16 protein-coding genes are annotated in these 19,979 nt (G+C 68.6%); 8 read left to right on the forward strand and 8 right to left on the reverse strand.

Going from position 1 to position 19,979, the window contains the following annotated elements:
* Nucleotides 1-46: 46 nt before the first annotated feature.
* Nucleotides 47-2,122, reverse strand: coding sequence for a TonB-dependent receptor plug domain-containing protein (locus tag AC1RRS_RS05400; RefSeq protein ID WP_492854252.1), 2,076 nt, complete (start codon nt 2,120-2,122; stop codon nt 47-49).
* Nucleotides 2,123-2,305: 183 nt separating this feature from the next.
* Between AC1RRS_RS05400 and AC1RRS_RS05405 the strand changes: the two genes are divergently transcribed.
* Together AC1RRS_RS05405 and AC1RRS_RS05410 are read left to right on the forward strand one after the other, a co-directional pair.
* The gene (locus AC1RRS_RS05405; RefSeq protein WP_492854253.1) at nt 2,306-2,623 is read left to right on the forward strand and encodes a hypothetical protein; all 318 of its coding nucleotides are present in this window, start codon (nt 2,306-2,308) and stop codon (nt 2,621-2,623) included.
* Nucleotides 2,624-2,630: 7 nt separating this feature from the next.
* Nucleotides 2,631-3,170 carry a hypothetical protein gene (locus AC1RRS_RS05410; RefSeq protein WP_492854254.1) on the forward strand — a complete coding sequence of 180 codons (540 nt, stop codon included), beginning with the start codon at nt 2,631-2,633 and terminating at the stop codon, nt 3,168-3,170.
* A gap of 3 nt (nt 3,171-3,173) precedes the next feature.
* Here AC1RRS_RS05410 and AC1RRS_RS05415 read toward each other — a convergent pair whose 3' ends face one another.
* Nucleotides 3,174-6,233, reverse strand: coding sequence for a DUF4982 domain-containing protein (locus AC1RRS_RS05415; protein WP_492854255.1), 3,060 nt, complete (start codon nt 6,231-6,233; stop codon nt 3,174-3,176).
* Between the two features lie 138 nt (nt 6,234-6,371).
* Between AC1RRS_RS05415 and AC1RRS_RS05420 the strand changes: the two genes are divergently transcribed.
* From AC1RRS_RS05420 to hisG, 4 genes are all read left to right on the forward strand, one after another.
* On the forward strand, nt 6,372-6,497 hold the full coding sequence (locus AC1RRS_RS05420; RefSeq protein ID WP_269816471.1) for a hypothetical protein: 126 nt from the start codon (nt 6,372-6,374) through the stop codon (nt 6,495-6,497).
* 89 nt (nt 6,498-6,586) lie between these two features.
* On the forward strand, nt 6,587-8,086 hold the full coding sequence (gene hisS, locus AC1RRS_RS05425; protein ID WP_492854256.1) for a histidine--tRNA ligase: 1,500 nt from the start codon (nt 6,587-6,589) through the stop codon (nt 8,084-8,086).
* A complete protein-coding gene (locus tag AC1RRS_RS05430; RefSeq protein ID WP_492854257.1) occupies nt 8,043-9,236 on the forward strand; it encodes an ATP phosphoribosyltransferase regulatory subunit in 1,194 nt (397 codons plus the stop codon). Before hisS ends, AC1RRS_RS05430 begins: the two co-directional genes overlap by 44 nt.
* Nucleotides 9,233-10,201 (forward strand): ATP phosphoribosyltransferase, encoded by a 969-nt coding sequence (gene hisG, locus AC1RRS_RS05435; protein ID WP_492854258.1) that lies wholly within the window; start codon nt 9,233-9,235, stop codon nt 10,199-10,201. Before AC1RRS_RS05430 ends, hisG begins: the two co-directional genes overlap by 4 nt.
* A gap of 522 nt (nt 10,202-10,723) precedes the next feature.
* Here the strand turns inward: hisG and AC1RRS_RS05440 are convergent.
* From AC1RRS_RS05440 to AC1RRS_RS05465, 6 genes are all read right to left on the reverse strand, one after another.
* A complete protein-coding gene (locus AC1RRS_RS05440) occupies nt 10,724-13,072 on the reverse strand; it encodes a glycoside hydrolase family 95 protein (protein ID WP_492854259.1) in 2,349 nt (782 codons plus the stop codon).
* 115 nt (nt 13,073-13,187) lie between these two features.
* Nucleotides 13,188-13,799 carry a GyrI-like domain-containing protein gene (locus AC1RRS_RS05445; protein ID WP_492854260.1) on the reverse strand — a complete coding sequence of 204 codons (612 nt, stop codon included), beginning with the start codon at nt 13,797-13,799 and terminating at the stop codon, nt 13,188-13,190.
* A 14-nt stretch (nt 13,800-13,813) separates the two neighbouring features.
* A complete protein-coding gene (locus AC1RRS_RS05450) occupies nt 13,814-14,761 on the reverse strand; it encodes a thioesterase family protein (protein WP_492854261.1) in 948 nt (315 codons plus the stop codon).
* Between the two features lie 70 nt (nt 14,762-14,831).
* Nucleotides 14,832-15,314, reverse strand: a complete 483-nt coding sequence (locus AC1RRS_RS05455; RefSeq protein ID WP_110118636.1) for a Fur family transcriptional regulator — start codon at nt 15,312-15,314, stop codon at nt 14,832-14,834.
* Between the two features lie 116 nt (nt 15,315-15,430).
* Complete coding sequence (locus tag AC1RRS_RS05460; protein ID WP_110118635.1) at nt 15,431-16,483, reverse strand: 1,9-bis(guanidino)-5-aza-nonane synthase; 1,053 nt, start codon at nt 16,481-16,483, stop codon at nt 15,431-15,433.
* A gap of 163 nt (nt 16,484-16,646) precedes the next feature.
* A complete protein-coding gene (locus AC1RRS_RS05465) occupies nt 16,647-17,906 on the reverse strand; it encodes a type III PLP-dependent enzyme (RefSeq protein ID WP_487288984.1) in 1,260 nt (419 codons plus the stop codon).
* A gap of 262 nt (nt 17,907-18,168) precedes the next feature.
* Here AC1RRS_RS05465 and phnC point away from each other — a divergent pair, with 262 nt between their 5' ends.
* Together phnC and phnD are read left to right on the forward strand one after the other, a co-directional pair.
* Entirely contained in the window at nt 18,169-18,963 is a 795-nt protein-coding gene (phnC, locus tag AC1RRS_RS05470; protein ID WP_487288985.1) for a phosphonate ABC transporter ATP-binding protein, read from the forward strand.
* On the forward strand, nt 18,960-19,970 hold the full coding sequence (gene phnD / locus AC1RRS_RS05475; protein WP_492854262.1) for a phosphate/phosphite/phosphonate ABC transporter substrate-binding protein: 1,011 nt from the start codon (nt 18,960-18,962) through the stop codon (nt 19,968-19,970). The genes phnC and phnD overlap by 4 nt, the downstream gene beginning before the upstream one ends.
* The last annotated feature ends 9 nt before the right edge of the window (nt 19,971-19,979 follow it).

The raw sequence follows: 19,979 nt of genomic DNA on the forward strand, positions 1-19,979 counted from the left end.
CGGGAGGGTCGGCCTTTGGCCCGGCCCCGCGCCGCCGTCAACGCTCCTAGAAGGTCTTGCGCACCCGCAGCTGCACGAAGGTGCGCGGATCGATGTCGCGCACCTCGACATAGTCCACCGTGCGCGGGCTGCGGCTGGCGTAGACCGTGCGGGTGACGACAAAGTCGTCCCAGATGTTCAGCTGGGCGCGGATGGCCAGGGTCGGGGTCGGCTTGTACTCGGCGAAGGCCTCGTAATAGTTCGTGCCGCGCCACTTGCTGGTCTGGTCGGGGCCGTAGGTGCCCTGGCCCAGCAGCGGCAGCCAGTTGATCCCCCACTGGGTCTTCCAGGCGACGATGTCCTGCTCGAAGCCGATATTGGCCTGGGTCGGGCGCACCTGCGAGATCGGCCGTTCCTTGCCGGTGGTCGGGTCGGTGACCTTGGTCTGGTTCCAGTCGTTCTTGAAGGTGAAGCGGCCGCCCTTTATCCCCAGCTTGTCGGTCGGGACCACGATGTTGAGCGCCAGCTTGTCCAACGTGCCGTCGCCGATGTTGCCGGTCGCCGACAGGCCGCCAGGCAGCGGCAGGCGGTCGATGACGCCGACGATCTCGTCGTGGCGCAGGGTCAGGGCGACCACGCCCTGGCCCCAGAACCGGCGCTCGTAGGTCAGTTCCGAGATCCAGCGCTGCTCGGGCACCAGGTTGACGTTGCCGGCATAGACATTGCCGTCGCCGAACTCGGCCGAGGCGGCGAAGTCGCCGAAATCCAGCTGGCCCAGCTCGCGCTCGAAGCGGAAGCGCACCTGATGGCCGGCCTTGGGCGTCCAGGTCGCCTGGAAGCGGGGCTTGGCGTAGAAGAAGCTCTCTTCCTGGTCGGCGTCGCCCGACTGGCTGATGGTCGAGGTTTCCAGCCGCAGGCCGCCCTCCAGGGTCAGCTTGGGGCTGACCCGCCAGGTGCCCTTGGTGAAGAGCTCGCCGCGCAGCTCCTCGACCTTGACCGAGGCCGAGGGCAGGACGATCGGCGTTCCGCCCACCGAATAGGCCTGGTCGACGTCGAGCATGTTGTAGGCGACCTCGCCGCCGGCCTCGATCGTCAGGCTGCTGGAACGTTCGTGGCGGACCAGGGCGCGCAGGATCGACTCCTGGGTCTTGCCCTCGGCCGTGAAGCGCTCCTGGTCGCCGGCCACGCCGCCGACGGTCTGGCCATAGGTCGCCACCTCGTCATAGCTGCTGAACTCGTGGATCGCCCGGGTCTCCAGCGCCCAGCGCGGGGCCAGGGGGCGGGTGTAGGTCAGGCCCAGTTCGCCGGACTTATTGTCTTCCTCGTAGGCGCTGCGGCGGAAGGCGGTGGCCGAGGCGGTCTCCTGCCATTCGTCCCAGTTGCTGATGCCGTATTTGGCCGTGGCCTCCAGCTTGCCGCCGGCGACCGGGCCCGAGAAGTTGCCGCGGATGCCGGTGCTGCCGCCGTAGCCGTCGTTGAGATAGCTCTCGTCGCGCAGCAGGGCGCCCGAGGCGCTCTTGCGGGTCAGGCGGCCGGCGCCGTTGGAATCGCTGGAGCTGATGCCGTCCGACAGGGTCACGCCCCAGCTCTTCTCGCCGTTGCGGGCGGTGAACTGGTAGGAGCCGCCGTAGAGGTCCTTGCCGCCGTCGAAGATGGCGGCGTTGTAGGTCAGCACCGACTGGCGGCTGACGCCCTTCTTCAGGATCACGTTGGCGACGACGCCGTAGCCCTGCATGTCGATGCCGGGCGCGCCGCCGCGGATCAGCTCGATGCGCTCGACCTGGTTGGCCGGGGTGCGCGACAGCACGTTCGAGCCGGTGTCGTTCTTCGAGGCCGGGCGGTTGTTGTTGATCAGGATGTTGCCGACCGAACCCTCGAAGCCGCGGGTGCCGGCCCCGTCGTTGACCACGAAGCCGGGCAGGCGGTCGACCATGTCGAGCGCGGTGTTGGGACGCAGGGTGGCGAAGAAGTCCGGCGTGAACACCAGCACGCCCTTCTGGGCGGCGTCGTCCATCGGCGCCTGGCTGGTCGGCCCGGTCGGAACCGGAGCCTGGGCGGCCTGCGGCGCATCGGCGGCCTGGGCGGCGCCAGCCGCGATGAACAGGGCCACGGCGGCCGTGGCGAACAACACCGACTTGGACATCTCACTTCCCCTCAATCCCGGGGAAGGTCTTGCCGCGTGGAGGCGTCGATCTCAAATTAAACGGCTGAAATGTGGATTAAATATAAGAAATCATTACGGGAAATTCAGGATCGGGATCTCCCATCTTGCTCTCAAACCCCGAGCTGCCTTGTCTTGCTGGTGTTCATGCGCTTTGAGAGGTCCATGAACAGTCTTCGGGTGCAGATATTGGCGGGAGACACATGGATCGGCGACGCCGTCCTGATCCCGTCGGATCCTTCCATGGGGGTGGCGTTCGCGGTGTTCGAGCCTGGTCCCGACTATGTCGCCGACCGACATGCCCGCACGACCGAACGGCGAGAACTCATGAACGACCCCGCTGCGCTGAAGGTCTACACCGCCAAAGGCGCTGTCCTCGTCTGCGCAGGCGTCGATCTGATGGACTTCTCCGAAACCCTCGGCGAGGAGGGGCGCGAGATCCACGTCATCGGCATCGAGCGGTTCGAAGACTATTTCGATTGACCCATCGATGACGCCCGATCTGAAATCGCTGCTGTCCCGGCGTATCCACTGGGACGACTCCCTGCCGGGCGAGCCGGTGAAGGAGCCAAACCCCTATCGCGAATGGGGCGACCTGCCGCTTTTCGTTTCGATCTTCGACCACAGCCTGTCGGAGGAGGAATGCGCCGCCGAGGCGTTCATGTTCTACGGCGACGCGGTGAAGAGAGGCCACGTGGCGGCCTATCTGGAGGGCGAGCGGCGCTTCGAGGCGTTCTATGCGGAGCTTGCCCGGGAAGGCGCCTATGTGGCCGACGGCTGGCGGCGGGGCCGTCGTTTCTTGCCGGCGTCGAGTGGCCGCTTGACGCGCATCGTGCGCGACAGCCTACGTGAACGCTCCGGCTTTCGTCATATGGACGTGGTCTTCGCCGCCGCCCCTGTGCGGGTGATCGGCGGTCATGACCGCACCGACGTGTTGTTGCCCGAGACGATCGTCGCCCGGGACGAGGTGTTGGCCGCCGTCAGGCGCCACGGCCTCCATGTCCTGCCGCATGAACCGGGGGCGGCCTGAGCCTTACCGCGTCTTGTAGATCTCCGCCTCGATGATCCCCAGCGCCCCGCCAGCCTTGACCTTCTCGGCGCCGGTGTCGAAGCCGGCCTTGGCGCCGGTGATCTCGACGATCTTGCCAAAGCCGTCGCGGTCGGCCGTGGCGCCGGTCAGGGCGATGCGCAGGCGAGAACCCTTCACCGGCTTCAGAGGCAAGGTGACGTAGCCCAGGCTCTTGGGCGCTTCGCCCTCATAGACCACCTGGCCGTCCATGGTGATGCGCAGCGGGTAGGAGCGCAGGCGCCAGCCGATCAGCTTCAGCACCACCTCGTCGGCGACCTGGGATTTGCCGAGGTCGTACTCGATCCAGGCGTTCTCCAGCTTGCCGTCGCTGGCCCAGTGGGTGGTCTCGTCGTCGTCGGTGGTCGCGCCGGCGGTCTCCGCGTTGGAGCCGGCCAGGATCTTCGCCGGCTTGAGCGTGTCGCGGCGGACCTTGAACGCGGGCGTTGCGGGCGTCGGGCCGCGCGCCAGGCTGACGGGAAGGAGCAGCGCCTCGTTCGACGCGGCGACGGCGTCCAGCGTGATGGTCGCCGGCTTCAGGCCTTCGGCCGTGGCGGTCACCGTCACCTTGCCGGCCGCCAGGGTCGAGCGCAGGGCCACGCGGTTGACGCCGCCCTCGATCGGCAGGGTCTTGGCCAGGATGTAGTTGTCGTCCTTGCGGTTGGCGCCGGCATATTGAGTGACGGCGTCCACGCCCGCCGGACCCTTGGTCACCGGCTCGCCCGAGGCCGAGACCGGGACGTCGGTCGGCTTGGCCGCGCTCCTGGAGTCGCCCTGGGCGATGCCGCCGCGCCATTCGGCCGGACCGGCCACGTCGAAGCTGACGGTGTCGAGCGCCGTCGGCACGCGCCGCCCTTCGGCGTCCACCGCCTCGACATCGACCAGCGCCACGTCGGCGGCGTCGGCCTTCCAGCCGCCCGGGCCGGTGCGCGGCGTCAGGCGCAGGGCCACCGACGGACCCGTCGTGACCCGCTCGTCGCGGGCGACCTCCTTGCCCTTGGCGTCCCGGGCGATGGCGACCAGCGTTCCGGGCGCGTAAGGAACGCCCTTGAAGGTGAAGAGGAAGCCGTCCGACTTCGCGCCCCGGCCCAGCGACTTGCCGTTCAGCACGAGCTCGACGCTGTCGGCGCTGGACACCACGGTGACGTCCTTCACCACGCCCGCCGCATAGTTCCAGTGGCCGACGATGCGGGCGCGGGGCTGCTCGACGTCGACCCAGCCGTCCCACATCACCTGGTGGGCGTAGAAGCCCTCCTTGGGGATGCGCATGGCGTCCACCTCGCCGCTGCGGCGGTAGTTGTTGTCGCCGCGGAAGTGGGTGTTGCTGTCGGAGAAGATGATGTTGACCCCGCCCGAGCTGACCCGCTCGCCGCCGCCGGGCCGCTCGCGCCAGTAGTCGAACCAGCGGCGCACGGTCTCGGCGACCATGCTGTCCTGGTTGCGGTTGTAGTCGGGGCTGTCGGCGTGGAACGGCGCGGTGAAGGCGTCCTGGAACTTCCGCGCCGACTCGTCGCGGGAATACTCCATCGCCCACATCGGCTTGCCGGCGCTCTTGTTGATGTAGAGCATCTCGCCGCCGTACTCGGCGACCTTGCTGTCGAGCATCTCGCGCGAGCCGATGGCGCGGCCGCCGTGCGGGTCGAACTGGTCGCGCACGGCCTTCAGCTGCGCCATGTGGTCTTCGCTGATGTTCTCGTTGCCGCCCTCGTAGAAGACGATCGAGGGGTTGTTGCGGAAGGCGATGATCGCGTCGCGCATGGCCTCGACCCGCTGGTCCCAGCGGCGGCCGGTGACGTCGCTCTCGGCGTCGCCCGCCGGCATGGCCTGCAGCAGGCCCACGCGGTCCGACGACTCCACGTCCTGGCGGGCCGGAGCGATGTGCATCCAGCGCACCAGATTGCCGCCGCTTTCCACCATCAGGCCGTTGGAGAGGTCGCTGATCCACGGCGGGATGTCGGTGCCCAGCGCCGGCCACTCGTTGCTGGTGCGCTGGGCGTAGCCGTGCACCTGGATGGCGCGGTCGTTGAGGAAGACGGTCCCGTTCCTGAATTCGGTCTTGCGGAAGCCGGTGCGGGTCAGGGCGCTGTCCACCACCTTGCCGTCCTCCACCAGCTCGGTGGTCACCGCGTAGAGATAGCCGTAGCCCCAGCTCCAGAAGTGCAGGTCCGACAGCCGCTTGCTGGCCGAGACGGTCTTCGTCTCGCCCGGCGCGATCGTCACGGCCGGGGCGGTGAATTGGCCGGCCGGCTTGCCGTCGACGTCCTTCAGGGTGACCCGGTAGCTGAAGGTGCGCGGCTTGGCGCCGTCATTGCGCACCTGGCTCTCGGCATGGACGGTGGCGGCGCGGCCCTTGATGTCGAAGCCGTCGGCCCAGACATAGACGCCGGTCGTGCCCAGGCTGGAATAGAGCGGCAGGGTCTGGTGCAGGTCGCCGGTCAGGTGCAGCCGCACCGCGCGGTGGATCCCGCCATAGTTCACATTGAAGTTGTTGTTGTTCCACTGGAAGCCGCTGCCGGTGGCGCGCTCCTTGTACTTCCAGTCGTTGTCGACCCGCACGGCGATGACGTTCACGAACGGGGCGGGCTTCAGCAACTTGGTCGCATCCACGCCAAAGGCGGTGACCCCGTTCTCGTGGCCGCCGGCCAGCACGCCGTTGACATAGACGTCGCCGGCCTGGCGCACGCCCTCGAAGTCGAGGATCGCCCGGCCGCCCACCGCCGGACCCTTGTCGGCCGGCAGCACGAAGCGCTTGCGGTACCAGGTGATCCCGGTCGAGTGCTCGTGGATGTCGCGGGCGAAGGCCTCGTCCTCGTTGAAGGCGCGGGGCAGGGTGACCGGCTTCCAGGCGGCGTCGTCGAACTCGACCGCCGAGGCGCCCTGGATGTCGCCGGTCGTCATCCGCCAGCCGTCGTTGAACGGGGCGTCCAGGCGTTGGGCGAGGGCTTGCGTGGCCGTCAGACTCAGCAGGCCGGCCAGGCCCAGCTGGGCCAGCGAACGGGGCATCGAACGGGTTTGGGGGCGCCGCATGAACCTCTCCCAGTCACTGCTTATTGGTCAGGCCAATTTATCGTTGGGCGCAGATGTGGCTTGACCGCCATCCGTGTGTCAAGCTGATCTCACAATTATGGACCACGTCCCGTATTGTGAGATTTATCACCCAAGTCGATGCGCGCTGGTCACCGCCGCGAGCCTGCGCTATACGCCGCCGCGATGACCCGCACGCCGCACCACCACGGCCACCACCACCATCCGACCTCGCCTCGCGGGATCGGCCGGGTCTGCTCGCTCTAAAGCGAACGCCCTGCCAGAGCCCCGCCTAGCGGATGGGGCTTAAGTGCAAGCGCCATCCGTCGAAGCCTAGAGATTTCTAAGGACCGACGATGACCGACGCCGCCGACGACGCCAAGAACCAAGATTTCCGCCCCGAAGCTCGCGCCCCGCGCGGCTTCGCCGACAAGCGCGCCCGCGACCTGCGCGCCGAGAAGTCGATCCTCGAGGCCGTCTCGGCCGTCTACGAGCGCTACGGCTTCGAGGCGCTCGACACCGGGGCCTTCGAATATGCCGACGCGCTTGGCAAGTTCCTGCCCGACAGCGACCGCCCCAACGAAGGCGTCTTTGCCCTGCAGGACGACGACGACCAGTGGATGGCGCTGCGCTACGACCTGACCGCGCCGCTGGCCCGGTTCGCCGCCCAGAACTGGGAAACCCTGCCCAAGCCGTTCCGCCGCTATGCCTTCGGTCCGGTGTGGCGCAACGAAAAGCCCGGCCCGGGCCGCTTCCGCCAGTTCATCCAGTGCGACGCCGACACTGTCGGCTCGGCCCGTCCCGAGGCCGACGCCGAGATCATCGCCATGGCCGTCGAGGGCCTGGAGGCCGCCGGCCTGCCGCGCGGCGCGGCGGTGCTGAAGATCAACAACCGCAAGCTCCTCAACGGCCTGCTCACCGGGGCCGGCGCGACCAGCGAAGGCCAGAAGCTGGCCGTGCTGCGGGCTATCGACAAGCTCGATCGCCTCGGTGTCAACGGCGTGCGTCTGTTGCTGGGCGAGGGCCGTCTTGATGAGAGCGGCGACTTCACCAAAGGCGCGGGCCTGGCCGGTAAAGGGATCGACTCGGTGCTGGACTTTGTCCGAGCCACTGAGAACGGCGACTTCGGCGGACGTTCGGCGACACTCAATAGCATCGCCAATGTGGTGGGAGGCTCGGCCGAGGGCGACGAGGGCCTGGAAGAGCTGGCCAAGATCGACGCGGCCCTGACCAGCCTGGGCGTCGCCGACGACCAGGCGATCATCGACCCGTCGATCGTGCGTGGCCTGGAATACTACACCGGCGCGGTGTTCGAGGCCGAGCTGCTGCTCTCCACCACCGACGAGAAGGGCAACAAGATCTCGTTCGGCTCGATCGGCGGCGGCGGCCGCTATGACGACCTGGTGGCCCGCTTCACCGGCCAGTCGGTGCCGGCCACGGGCTTCTCGTTCGGCGTCTCGCGCCTGGCGGCGGCCCTGCGGGCGGCCGGTCGCGAGCCGGCCTCGGCGGCGCGCGGTCCCGTCGTGATCATCAATTTCGACCAGGCCCACATGGGCGAGTATTTCGCCGTCGCCGGCCAACTGCGGGCAGCGGGGATCCCGGCGGAGGTCTATCTCGGAACCTCGGGCATGCGTCCGCAGATGAAGTACGCCGACCGTCGCCTGTCGCCGGCCGCCATCATGCTGGGCGGCGACGAGATCGCCGCCGGCACGGTGACGATCAAGGACCTGGACCTGGGCCGCGAGCTGGCCTCGGGCGTCGCCGACAACGCCGCCTGGAAGGCCGAGCGGCCCGGCCAGCAGACCATTCCGCGTGGCGACCTCGTCGCCGCCGTCAAGAAGATCATCGGGGGCTGATCCGTTGAGGCTAGAGCGTTCCATCCCGGCGGAGGCGCTCGACGCCATCCGCGCTCCGTTCCTGTCGGCCGGGGCCGTCCCGACCGACGCCCCGGTGTTGCAGCCCCTGGGCCTGCTGCTGGACTTGGCCGGCGAGGCCATGCGCTCGCGGCTGTTCGTCGTCTCCGGCGACGGCGGCGACGAGGCCTGCCTGCGTCCGGACTTCACCGTCGCCGTCGCCCGCCAGCACCTGGCTTCGGGCGTCGAGGCCGGCCGCTACCTCTATGAAGGCAAGGCCTTCCGCGTCGCCCCGCGCGGCAGCGACCGGGCCGAGGAATTCCTCCAGATCGGCGTCGAGGCCTTCGAGGCCGCCGATCCCGTGGCCGCCGACGCCGAGATCGCGGCGCTCGCCTGGGCCGGCGCCGCGGCCGGCGGTCGCGACGACCTGACCCTGCTGCTGGGCGACGTGGGCCTCTTCGCCGCCTTCGTCGATAGCCTCGATTTGACCCCGCCGCTGGGCGCGCGGCTGAAGCGCACCTTCTCACGGCCGCGCCAGCTGAAGGCCGAGCTCGAGGGCGAGGCCGCTCCCGGCGCCGCCCCCGGGGGGAGCAGCGAGCGCAGCCGCATCGCCGCCCTGCTGGCCGGGCTGCCCGAAGCCGAGGCCGCCGCCGTCTTGCAGGAACTGTGGTCCCTGGCAGGCATCGAGCCGGTCGGCGGCCGCCGTCCGGCCGAGATCGCCCATCGCCTGGTCGAGAAGGCCGAGGTGGTGAAGGCCGGCCGCCTGTCGCCGGCGGAAGCCGACAAGGTCCGCGCCTTCCTGGCCGTCGGCGATGCGCCGGGCGCCGCGCTGGACGCCATCCAGGCCCTGGCCGGTCCCAATCGCGCGCCGCTCGACGCCGCCATCGAGGGTTGGCGCAAGCGCCTGGCCGGCATGGTCGCCGGCGGTGTTCCGATCGAGCGCATCCGGCTGAACGCCGCCTTCGGGCGGGCATTCGGCTATTACGACGGCTACCTGTTCGAGGTGCGCAGCGCCGCTCTCGGCGAGGAACGCCCGGTCGCCGCCGGCGGCCGCTACGACGGTCTCCCCGCTCGCCTGGGCGCCGAGACGAAAACCGGGGCTGTCGGCTGCATGGTGCGCCCGGCCCGCGCCTATGCCGGAGGCGGCGAATGACCACCGACACCCCGATGATCTTCGCCATCCCCTCCAAGGGCCGCCTGAAGGAACAGGTCGAGGCCTGGCTGGCCGAATGCGGCTTCCGCGTCGAGATGACCGGCGGCGCGCGCGGCTATTCGGCCGAACTGTCGGGCCTGCCCGGCGTTTCGGTGCGCCTGCTGTCCGCAGGCGACATCGCCGCCGGCCTCGACAGCGGCGACCTGCATCTCGGCGTCACCGGCGAGGACCTGCTGCGCGAGCGCGGCGACGACATGGACAGCCGGGTGATGCTGCTGCGCGCCCTGGGCTTTGGCCGCGCCGACCTGGTGGTGACCGCGCCCAAGAGCTGGCTCGACGTCGACACCATGGCCGATATCGACGAGGTCGGGCACCTGCACCTGGCCAAGACCGGCCGTCGCCTGCGGGTGGCCACCAAGTACGTCACCCAGACCCGGGCCTTCTTCGCCAAGCACGGCGTCGCTGACTACCGCATCGTCGAGAGCAGCGGCGCCACCGAGGGCGCGCCCGCCGCCGGCGCGGCCGAGCTGGTGGTCGACATCACCACCACCGGCGCCACCCTGGCGGCCAACGGCTTGAAGGTGCTGTCCGACGGCGTCATCCTCAAGAGCCAGGCCCAGCTGACCGCCTCGCTGGTCACGCCGTGGACGGACGGCCAGCTCGACTGCCTGGCCCGCCTGTTGTCGGTGGTCGAGGCCAAGGGCCGGGCGCGCACGCTCGCCACCCTGGTCTGGCCGGCCGAACAGGACGTCGCCGGACAGGCGGCCGTCGCTCCGTTCGTCGAGGCCGGCGGCTCGCGCCGGGCCAACGGCGCCCTGCTGGCGACCGGCGACCTCTTCGCCGCCGCCGCCGCCCTCGCTCAGGCGGGCGTTGAGCCGGTAACCGTGTCGCGTCCCGACTACGTGTTCGAATCCCGCTCGGCGGTGCTGGAGACGCTGAAGGGTCGCCTGGCGGTTGATATTTGACTAGTATGTCAAAAATTACCGAACCAAACGGTGATTAGTTTGACTTCGGCGTCCAAACTACGGGTCTGATGTCAAAAAAACGTCGAAACCCTTGTGGAATCTAGATCGTTGCCGTTGACACGATCTCGGTTTTGCCGTTTTCTGACTGGGCAAGAGAGAAACGGGTCCACAGAGAACCCCCTCTCTTCGGCGTTTCGGGGAGGAAACGCCCGCCTAGATCGAATGATCGAGAAATAGCCAGGCCCGCCGCGATTATCCCCCGCGGCGGGCCTTGGTGTATCTGGGCCCTGGTTTCCATTTTCGACAAAAGAGTCAAAAGCGGCGAACAAGCGTTTTAGCTTGAGCGTTAACAATTCCCCTCTCCCCTTGCGGGAGAGAGTGGCCCCGCGGAGCGGGGTCGGGTGAGGGGTTGCACGAACAGAAACGCCGCGACGGCTGTTCAGCTGTCGCGGCGTTTTGCGTCTGAGAGGCCCCTCATCCGTCATCCTTCGGATGACACCTTCTCCCGCAAGGGGAGAAGGATCAAACCCACGCCAGCCGCCCGCCCTTCAGCCCCAGCGTCGCCACCTCTCCGGCCCGCAGGTCCAGTGTCACGCTCTCTCCGCCCAGCTTCACCACGTGCCGCCCCGCCTTGCCCGCCGTGATCCTCGCGCTTTCCAGCCGCCCGTCGCGCCAGCGCACGTCGATGCCGACCGCCCCGCGCGCCTTCAGGCCCGTCATGTGCCCCGTCGCCCAAGCCGAGGGCAGGGCGGGCAGCAGGTGGATCGCGCCGTTGCGGCTTTGCAGGACCATCTCGGTCATGCCCGAGGTCCCGCCGAAATTGCCGTCGATCTGGAACGGCGGGTGGGCGTCGAACAGGTTGGGATAGGTGCGCTCGGGGCCGAGCAGCAGCTTGAGTATCCCGTGCGCGTGGTCGCCCTGGCCCAGCCGCGCCCATAGGTTCAGCCGCCAGGCGATGGCCCAGCCGGTCGAAAGGTCGCCGCGCGTTTCCAGGGTCTTGCGGCAGGCGGCTGCCAGGTCCGGCGTGGTGTCGAGGCCGATCTGGTCCGACGGGAACAGGCCGTAGAGGTGCGAGACGTGGCGGTGGTGGATGTCCTTGGCGTCGGCGTCCCAGTCCTCCTGCCACTCCTGCAACTGGCCGTCCTTGCCGATCTTGTAGGGCGCCAGGCGGTCGCGGGCGGCGGCGAACTCGGCGGCTTGGGCCGCATCGACGCCCAGGATCTTCGCCGCCTCGATGCAGGCGTTGAACAGGTCGCGGACGATGGCCTGGTCCATGGTCGGCCCGGCGACGATCGACGAGCCGTGGCCGTGGTCGTTTTCCGGCGAGATCGACGGGCTGGTCACCAGTTTCCCGCTCTTGGGGTCGACCACCAGGGCGTCGACGAAGAACAGGGCCGCGCCCTTCATGGTCGGATAGACCGTGGCCAGATAGGCCGCATCACGGCCGTAGTCGTAGTGGTCCCACAGGTGCTTGCACAGCCAGGCGCCGCCGGTGGGCCAGACGCCGAACTTGGCGCCGTCGATCGGGGCCGTCGCCCTCCAGAGATCGGTGTTGTGGTGGGCCACCCAGCCGCGCGCGCCGTACATGCCCTTGGCCGTGCGGGCGCCGGTGATCGCCATCTCCCGCACCATGGCGACGAGGGGCGCGACGCATTCCGAGAGGCCCGTCGGCTCGGCCGGCCAGTAGTTCATCTCGGTGTTGATGTTGATCGTGTATTTGCCGCCCCAGGGCGGGCTCATCTTGTCGTTCCAGATGCCTTGCAGGTTGGCCGGCTGACCGCCGGGGCGCGAGCAGGCGATCAGCAGGTAGCGGCCGTACTGGTAATAGAGCGCCGCCAGGGCCGGATCGTCCGTGGTCGGCGAGGCCTTGATGCGCTCGTCGGTCGGTCGGGCGGCGGCGGCCGTGGTCCCGAAATCGACCGAGACGGCGCGGAACAGCCGGCGGTGGTCGGCGCGGTGGTCGACCAGCAGCGCCGCCCACGGCTTGCGGACCGCCTTGGCCAGCACCGCCTTGTTCGCGGCGACCGGATCGCCCGAGACGTCGTCGAAGCGGCGATAGCTGGTGGCCGCGGCGACCAGCAGCAGCACCTCGTCGGCGCCGCGCACCGACACGGCCTTGTCGCCGGCCGAGACCTTGCCGCCCCGGGCCACCACCTTGACCCGGCAATCGACCTTCAGCGCGCCCTGGATGCCGAAGTGCGTGCCGTTGCGGCCCGACAGCACCAGGGTGTCGCCGCCCTCGACGGTCACGGTCGGCTTCAGCGGGCTGTCGAAGGACAGGTCCAGGGCGATGGCGCCGCGCCTGTCGGCGGTCAGGCGGATGGCGATCACCCGGTCGGGGGCGCTGGCGATCACTTCGCGGCCATAGGCGACGCCGTCATGGGCGAAGCGGGTGCGGGCGGTGGCGGCGTCCAGGTCCAGGTCGCGCAGATAGGCGTCGGCGGTCTCCGGCAGGCCGGGGAAGGTAAGGACCAGGTCGCCGAGGGTGTTGTAGGGCTGCTGCCGCAGGGGCGTGGCCATGAACTTGGCGTTGGCCAGGTCCGTGGCCGCCGCGTAGTCGCCGGCCTCGATCAGGCGGCGGATCTGCGGCAGGGCGCCGGCCGCCTCCGGATTGACCGGGTCGTAGGGCCCGCCGCCCCACAGGGTGTTTTCGTTGAGCTGGATGCGCTCCCTGGCCACGCCGCCGAACACCATGCCGCCCAGGCGTCCGGACCCGACTGGCAGGGCCTCGACCCATTCCTTGGCCGGCTGGCGGTACCAGAGTTTCAGGTCGCCGGCGGGAGCCGGAGGCAGCGGCGTCGCGAGGGCCTCGCCGGCCAGGATCGCGGTCGCGGAGCCGCCCAGCAGGGCGTGGCGTCGGTTGAGGTGCATCTGGCGTGGTCCCTTCCCAAGGCGCGCGCCTGTGTCCGGCGCTTCGCGGGCATCAACTCATGGGAGCGCTAACATTACAAGATGACACCGGGGGACATTTTCGCTGACCGCGCTGTCAGATCCGCCGCACGGGTTGCCGCAGAAGGGTTCGGAGCTTCTCGGGGGCGACCTTGCGCGGGTCGCCCAGATAGACCTCGTGGTGCCGGCCCGCGAAGGCGTAGCCGCCGGCGGGCATGATCTCGTCGTGCAGCCTGGCCAGCAGCGGACCCTCGTCGTCATAGGATCCGACGTGCAGGGCCTGGAGGCAGGGACCCTCCTCCAGACGCTCGAGCCGCAGGCTTTCCGAGACGGCGCCGAGCTTCCTGGCGGCCTTGGCGCGGGCCGACTGGAAGGTCGCCTCGTCTACGTGGTCGGGGACCATGATCATCATCGTCCAGTCCCACTCGTGCTTGCGCCGGGCGGTGAAGCTTTCAGGATCGGGCGCCGACCACAGGCCCTCCAGCGGCGCGACGACGAAGTCGCGGCCGTCGGCCTTGTGGGCGAACTTGATCGTATAGGCGGTCGCATAGAGGCTTTCGACGGCGAGCCGGTAGGCCGGGACGGTGTTCGGATCGCCGTGGCCGTCGACCATCAGGTAGGAGACCGGCGGCGCCTCGATCGTCTCGAAGCGGCCGAGGGGCGCGGTGAACAGCGCCTTGCGGGTCTTCTTCAGATCCAGCTTTTCCATGGATCAATCGGGGGCTAGAGCCCCAGCCCCTCCACCGTCTCCGGCTTCAGCCGCTCGGCCGCCTTCGCCGAGATCCCCACGGCCTTGCGGGCGTCGAGGTCGAAGGTGATGGCGCTGACGGTCGAGGTCGCCCAGGCCGCGCCGGTGGCGGGATCGAGCAGCCAGTGGGCGCAGCGCAGGACGCGGCCGTCGGCGCCCATCAGGCCCGAGCGCACCTCCAGCCGGTCGCCCAGGCGCGGCCAGGCCCGATAGACGATCCGGTATTCCAGCACCGCCCCGCCGACCCGGCCGGGCGCGGCTTCGGCCGCCTCGGCGACGATGTCGCGCAGAGGAGCGATGAAGGCCCCGATGCCGTCGGAGACCCGGCCGATGAACTGTTCGGCCCGCATCCGTCCGAAGGCGTCGACCTCGCCGGTCGTCAGGGCGCCGAGGCTGATGCGGGTCAGGCCAAGGTCGTTGGCGCGGGCCAGGCTCGCCCGCGAGACGACCGGCGACAGGTCGACGCTGCGGGCCCGGGCGCGCTCGGGAACCTCAACCGCCAGGGCTTTCGCCCGTTCACGGACGATCGACGGCCAGGGAAAGGCCTCGCCCTCGCGCGGGGTGACGTGGGCCACCGTGGTCTGGAAGGTCGCCGCCAGCTCGCCGGTGGCCGAATGGACCAGCAGCTGCAGCAGCTTGGCCTCGGTCTCGCCGATCTCGATCACCCCGCCCAGCATGTGCAGCGGCGCGCCGGCGTGGGCTTCCTTGAGGAACCGGATGTGGTGCTCGCGGACCACCAGGGTGGCGTTGGCGTGCGGGGAGAAGGCGTGCGGCAGGCCCATCTCGGCCGCCAGTCCCACGAGGCCCTCCATCGCCCGGACGACGTAGAAGCGCACGTTCATGTGCTCCATCTCGTCGCAGTCCCAGGTGTTGACGCCGCCGCGCCAGATCTCGACGCCTGGCAGATCTGGGGCGGTGGTCATGCGGATTCCCTCAATTCGAGGTCAGCCTAGACGGCTTTTCCGCGCCGCCGCAATCGTGGAAGGCCGAAGCCTATTCCCTACAGTCTGCGCACTTGCCGTGCGCCTCGATCGTCACGCCGGTCAGGGCGTAGCCGGCCGCCGAGCCCGCCGCGATGATGTCGGCCGTGGCCGCCGGCTCGAACTCGCGGGTCGCGCCGCAGCAGTCGCAGATCAGGAAGGCCGCGGCGTGGCCGTCGGCCTCGCGCCGGCAGGCGACGTAGGAGTTGAGGCTCTCGATGCGGTGGGCGAAGCCCTGCTTTTCCAGGAACTCCAGCGCCCGATAGACGGTCGGCGGCTTGGCCGGCGGACCGTCGACGGCGAAGCTGGAGATCAGGTCGTAGGCCTTCACCGGCTGGCCGGCTTCCAGCAGCAGTTCCAGCACCCGGCGGCGCGGCGCGGTCAGGCGCTGGTCGGAGGCCTGGCAGCGCGCCTCGGCGGCCGCCAGTTCGGACGCGAGCGCGTCGCCGGCGACGCCGTGGTGGTGATGGTCGTGGTCGCACGCGTTATGGGCCATGCCCTATCAGGTAAAGCCGGGCCGGGGCGCGTGCAAGGGCGACGGCTCGGCCAAAGAAAAAGGCCCCCGGAGCGGTCGCTCCGAGGGCCTCGTTCATCACGTCAAACCAAACCGGCTTACTTGCCGAACAGCTTGTTCCAGCGCGGCTTCTCGCGGCCCTTCCAGGCTTCGCGGTGATAGGCGTCGCTGGCGATCAGCGGCACCACGGTGGTGGCTTCGGCGAAGACCATCTGTTCGTAGGTGGTCGAGACCTTGCCCCACGAGGCGGCTTCCTTGAGGGTCGAGGACGAGCAGGCGCCGTCGCGCACGTCGGCCACCGTGATCTGGATGGCGTACTTGTGCATGTCGGCCTCGACGCCGAGGATCTCGGCGCAGACGACGGTGTCCTGGGCGAAGTTCTTGGGAACGCCGCCGCCGACCATGAACAGGCCCGTGGTGCCGGCCGCGATCTTGACGTCGGTCAGTTCACGGAAGTCGGCCACGGCGTCGATCATCAGGTAGGGCGCCTTCTCGGCGATCTTTTCCTTCTGGTGCTTGACCAGGCCAAAGCCGGCCGAGCTGTCGACGAAGGCCGGGCAGAAGATCGGCACGCCTTCTTCGTAGGCGGTCTGGATCAGGCTGCCTTCCTTCTTGGCGTTGCCTTCCGACAGCCACTTGCCCATCTCCCAGATGAACTCGCGCGAGGAATAGCCGCGCGGCTCCAGGCGGTTGCAGATCTCGAGGATCGTGTGGTCGCAGGCCTGGAGTTCTTCTTCGTCGATATAGGTGTCGTAGATGCGGTCGATGTAGTTGTCGCGCAGGACGTTGTCGTCGACCGGGCCGGCGGCCTGATAGTGCTTGAAGCCGAGGGCTTCGAAGAAGTCCATGTCGACGATCGAGGCGCCGGTGGCGACCACGGCGTCGATCATGCCGTTCTTCACCATGTCGCGGTAGACGTGCATGCAGCCGCCGGCCGAGGTCGAACCGGCCAGGATCAGCCAGGTCGAGCAGCCCTTGTCGGCCAGGGCCATGTTGAAGATGTCGGCCGCGCGGGCGGTGTCGCGCGAGCTGAACGACATCTTGCGCATGGCGTCGATGATCGGGCGGGCGTCGTACGACGTGATGTCGACGTGCTCGACCACGTTCTGGAGGAGCTCGGCCTTTTGGTTGTTCGGAACGGGAGCGTTCATCGCTTCGGTTTCCCTGACTTTGGACGCCCGTCGTTGAAACAAGACCATCTGCCGGGACGGAGCGACCGGCGGAGGCGGAAAATGCGGCTACGCCCGACGTCTGTAACGTCGGGCGCGGCGCGCGGTTTAACTCAGAACTGACTTAGTGGCGAACGACGTCGGTTTAGCGACGGCGCTTGCGCTTGCCGGCCGCGCCCTTCGGACGCGAGAAGCGAACGACCTTGCGTTCCTCGGTCTCGGTGCGGACCATCGGGATCGAGCGCTTGGCCAGGCCGTACATCGAAGCCATCGGGGCGTCCTGCACTTCCACGGTGTCGGTTTCGCCGAAACCGTTGAAGCGGGTCGACATCGCGACGCCATAGGCGCCGAGCATGCCGATCTCGATGTAGTCGCCTTCGTCCACGCTTTCCGGCAGCCAGAACGGGCCGGGCATGTGGTCGACGCTGTCGCAGGTCGGGCCGTAGAAGCGGAAGGGCTTGAGGCCCTCTTCCACCACTTCGCCGTTCTTGCGGTACAGCTTCACCGGGAAGGGCCACTTCATGTGCGCGGCGTCGAACAGCGAGCCGTACGACCCGTCGTTCAGATAGAGCGCGTCGCCCTTCTTCAGCTCGACCTTGACCAGCAGCGACGAGGCCTCGGCGCACAGGGCGCGGCCCGGCTCGCACCACAGCTGCGTGGTCTCGTGGACCATCATCTCGGCGAAGCCGCGGTCGATGGCCGCCAGGTATTCCGACAGATCCGGCGGGACCATGCCCGGATAGATCGACGGGAAACCGCCGCCCACGTCGACGACGTCGGCCAGCACGCCGGCGCGGACGAGCGCCCGCGAGGCCTGGGCCATCGCCGCCTGGTAGGCGGTGGGTCGCATGCACTGGCTGCCGACGTGGAAGCTGACGCCCATCAGGTCCTGGGTGGACCGGCGGGCGGCCAGCAGCAGGGGCGGGGCCGTATGCAGGTCGACGCCGAACTTGCCCGACAGCGAATAGGCCGCGCCTTCGGCCTGCACGCCCATGCGGACGATCAGGTTCAGGTCCTTGGCCTGGCCGGTCGAGTCGATGATCTTGGCCAGCTCCTCGTGCGTGTCGAACGAGAAGGTGCGCACCCCGTGGTCGAAATAGGCGGCCGAGATGGCGCGCCGGCTCTTGACCGGGTGCATGAAGGCCATGCGCGAGCCGGGGGCGTGTTCGGCCACCAGCTCGATCTCGGCCACGGAAGCGACGTCGAACGATCGCACGCCGGCCGTAACCAGCTCGCGGATCACCCACGGGGAAGGGTTCGCCTTCACCGCGTAGAAAACATCGCCTTTGAATTCAGACTGGAACCAGCGCGCCGCTACCGACACCGCGTCCGGTCGCACGAGTGCGACAGGACGTTCCGGTGACCGCTCGCGGACCAGGTCCAGGGGCGTGTGGTACGTGGACAATGCACGTAACCCCCTGTTGGAAGTTAAACCCAGGCCGGCGTTAGCAGCGCTTTAGAGGACTTCGGGTCCGCCGGAGCCGAGCGAGATAGGGGCAATGGACAGGGATGTAAAGTCCCTTTTGAACCGACCGTTCCCCGACCGCCCCCCGTCGCCTCGGGGGGCGAATTGATCCACCGCATGTCACAAATCCGTTGCGCGGCGCACGCAAAGCAGGGAACGGATTTGCCCGCGTCGGAAACCACGTTAAGGATTCGTCCCGACCATGACGTCGGACCCAGTTCTCTCGATCCGTTCCGTCTCCAAGACCTTCGGGTCGCGGAAGGCCCTGAACGCCGTTTCGCTCGACGTCGCGCGGGGCGAGATGATCGCGCTCATCGGTCCGTCCGGCTCCGGAAAATCCACCCTGCTGCGCTCGATCGACGGTCTGCAGACCATCGATGACGGGAACGGGGCGATCACGGCCTTCGGTGGTCCCGTGCAGGCCAGGGGCCGCGTCGAGGACCAGGTGCGCAAGGCGCGCATCCGCATCGGCTTCATCGCCCAGCAGTTCAACCTCGTCGGCCGGCTGTCGCTGTTCAGCAACGTCGCGCTCGGCTCGCTGGGGCGTATCCCGCTGGTCCGCGGCCTGCTGGGCTGGTGGCCGAAGGAGACGCGCGAGGCGGCCATGGCCGCCCTGCACCGCGTCGGCATCTCCGACTACGCCGGCCAGCGCGCCAACACGCTTTCGGGCGGCCAGCAGCAGCGTGGCGCCATCGCCCGGGCCCTGGTCCAGAAGGCCAAGATCATCCTCGCCGACGAACCGGTCGCCTCGCTCGATCCGGTCTCGGCCCGCAAGGTCATGGAGATCCTCCGTGACCTGAACGCCAGCGACGGCCTGACCGTCATCGTCACCCTGCACCAGGTAGACTACGCCCTGCGCTACTGCGACCGGGTCGTGGCCCTGAAGGCCGGGCAGAAGGTCTACGACGGTCCGGCCGACGCGCTGGACCGTGACAAGCTCATCGACATCTACGGCCCGGAATTCGAGGACGTGTTCTGGGAAGGAGCCCCGCAATGATCCGCCGCAGCCTGATCGCCGGCCTCACGCTCTCCGCGCTGGCGCTCGCCGCCTGTTCGGGCCCGTCCGAGGCCCCCAAGGCGACCGACACGGTGACCTTCTCGATCCTGTCGACCGAGTCCGCCCAGAACATGGAAAGCTACTGGGGTCCGATCCTGGCCGACATGGAAAAGCAGACCGGCCTCAAGGTGAAGCCGTTCTTCTCGTCCAACTACTCGTCGCTGATCGTGGCCATGGGCGCCAAGCAGACCGACCTGGGCTGGTTCTCCAACCAGTCGGGCCTGGAGGCCGTGCGCCGCTCGAACGGCGAGGTCTTCGCCCGCACCTTCGATCCCTCGGGCGTCGACGGCTACAAGTCGGTGATCATCGTGCCGAAGGACAGCAAGCTGACCCTCGAGCAGCTCCTGAAATGCGACAAGTCGCTGAACTTCGGGATCGGCGACAAGAAGTCGACCTCGGGCACCCTGGCGCCGATGACCTACGTCTTCATCCCGGCCGGCAAGAAGCCCGAGACCTGCTTCAAGACCGTGCTGACCGGCAACCACCAGGCCAACCTGTTCGCCGTGGCCAACGGCAAGCTCGACGCGGCCACCAACAACACCACCAGCCTGCGCCTCAACGCCGACCGCAAGGACGGCCAGGCCGACCGGGTCAAGGTCATCTGGGAATCCCCGACCCTGCCGGAAGATCCGATCATCTGGCGCAAGGATCTCGACCCGGTCGTGAAGGAAAAGCTGCGCCAGTTCTTCCTGACCTATGCGCAGGGCGATACGCCCGAGGCCCAGAAGCAGCGCGACAACCTCAAGCGCCTGTCGATCGGCGGTTTCAAGCCGGCCGACGACACCCACCTGCTGACCGTCCGCGAGATGGAGGCCCTGGAGGGCCTGGGTCTGGCCAAGGAAGGCGGCGACAAGGCCAAGGTGGCCGCCGCCGAGAAGGCCCTGGCCGACATCCGGGCCCAGCGCCTGGCCGCCGAGGCCAAGGCCGGCCTCCCGGCCGCGAACTGATCCGGCGCC

It is taken from the genome of Caulobacter sp. GW821-FHT12A07, assembly GCF_058807655.1.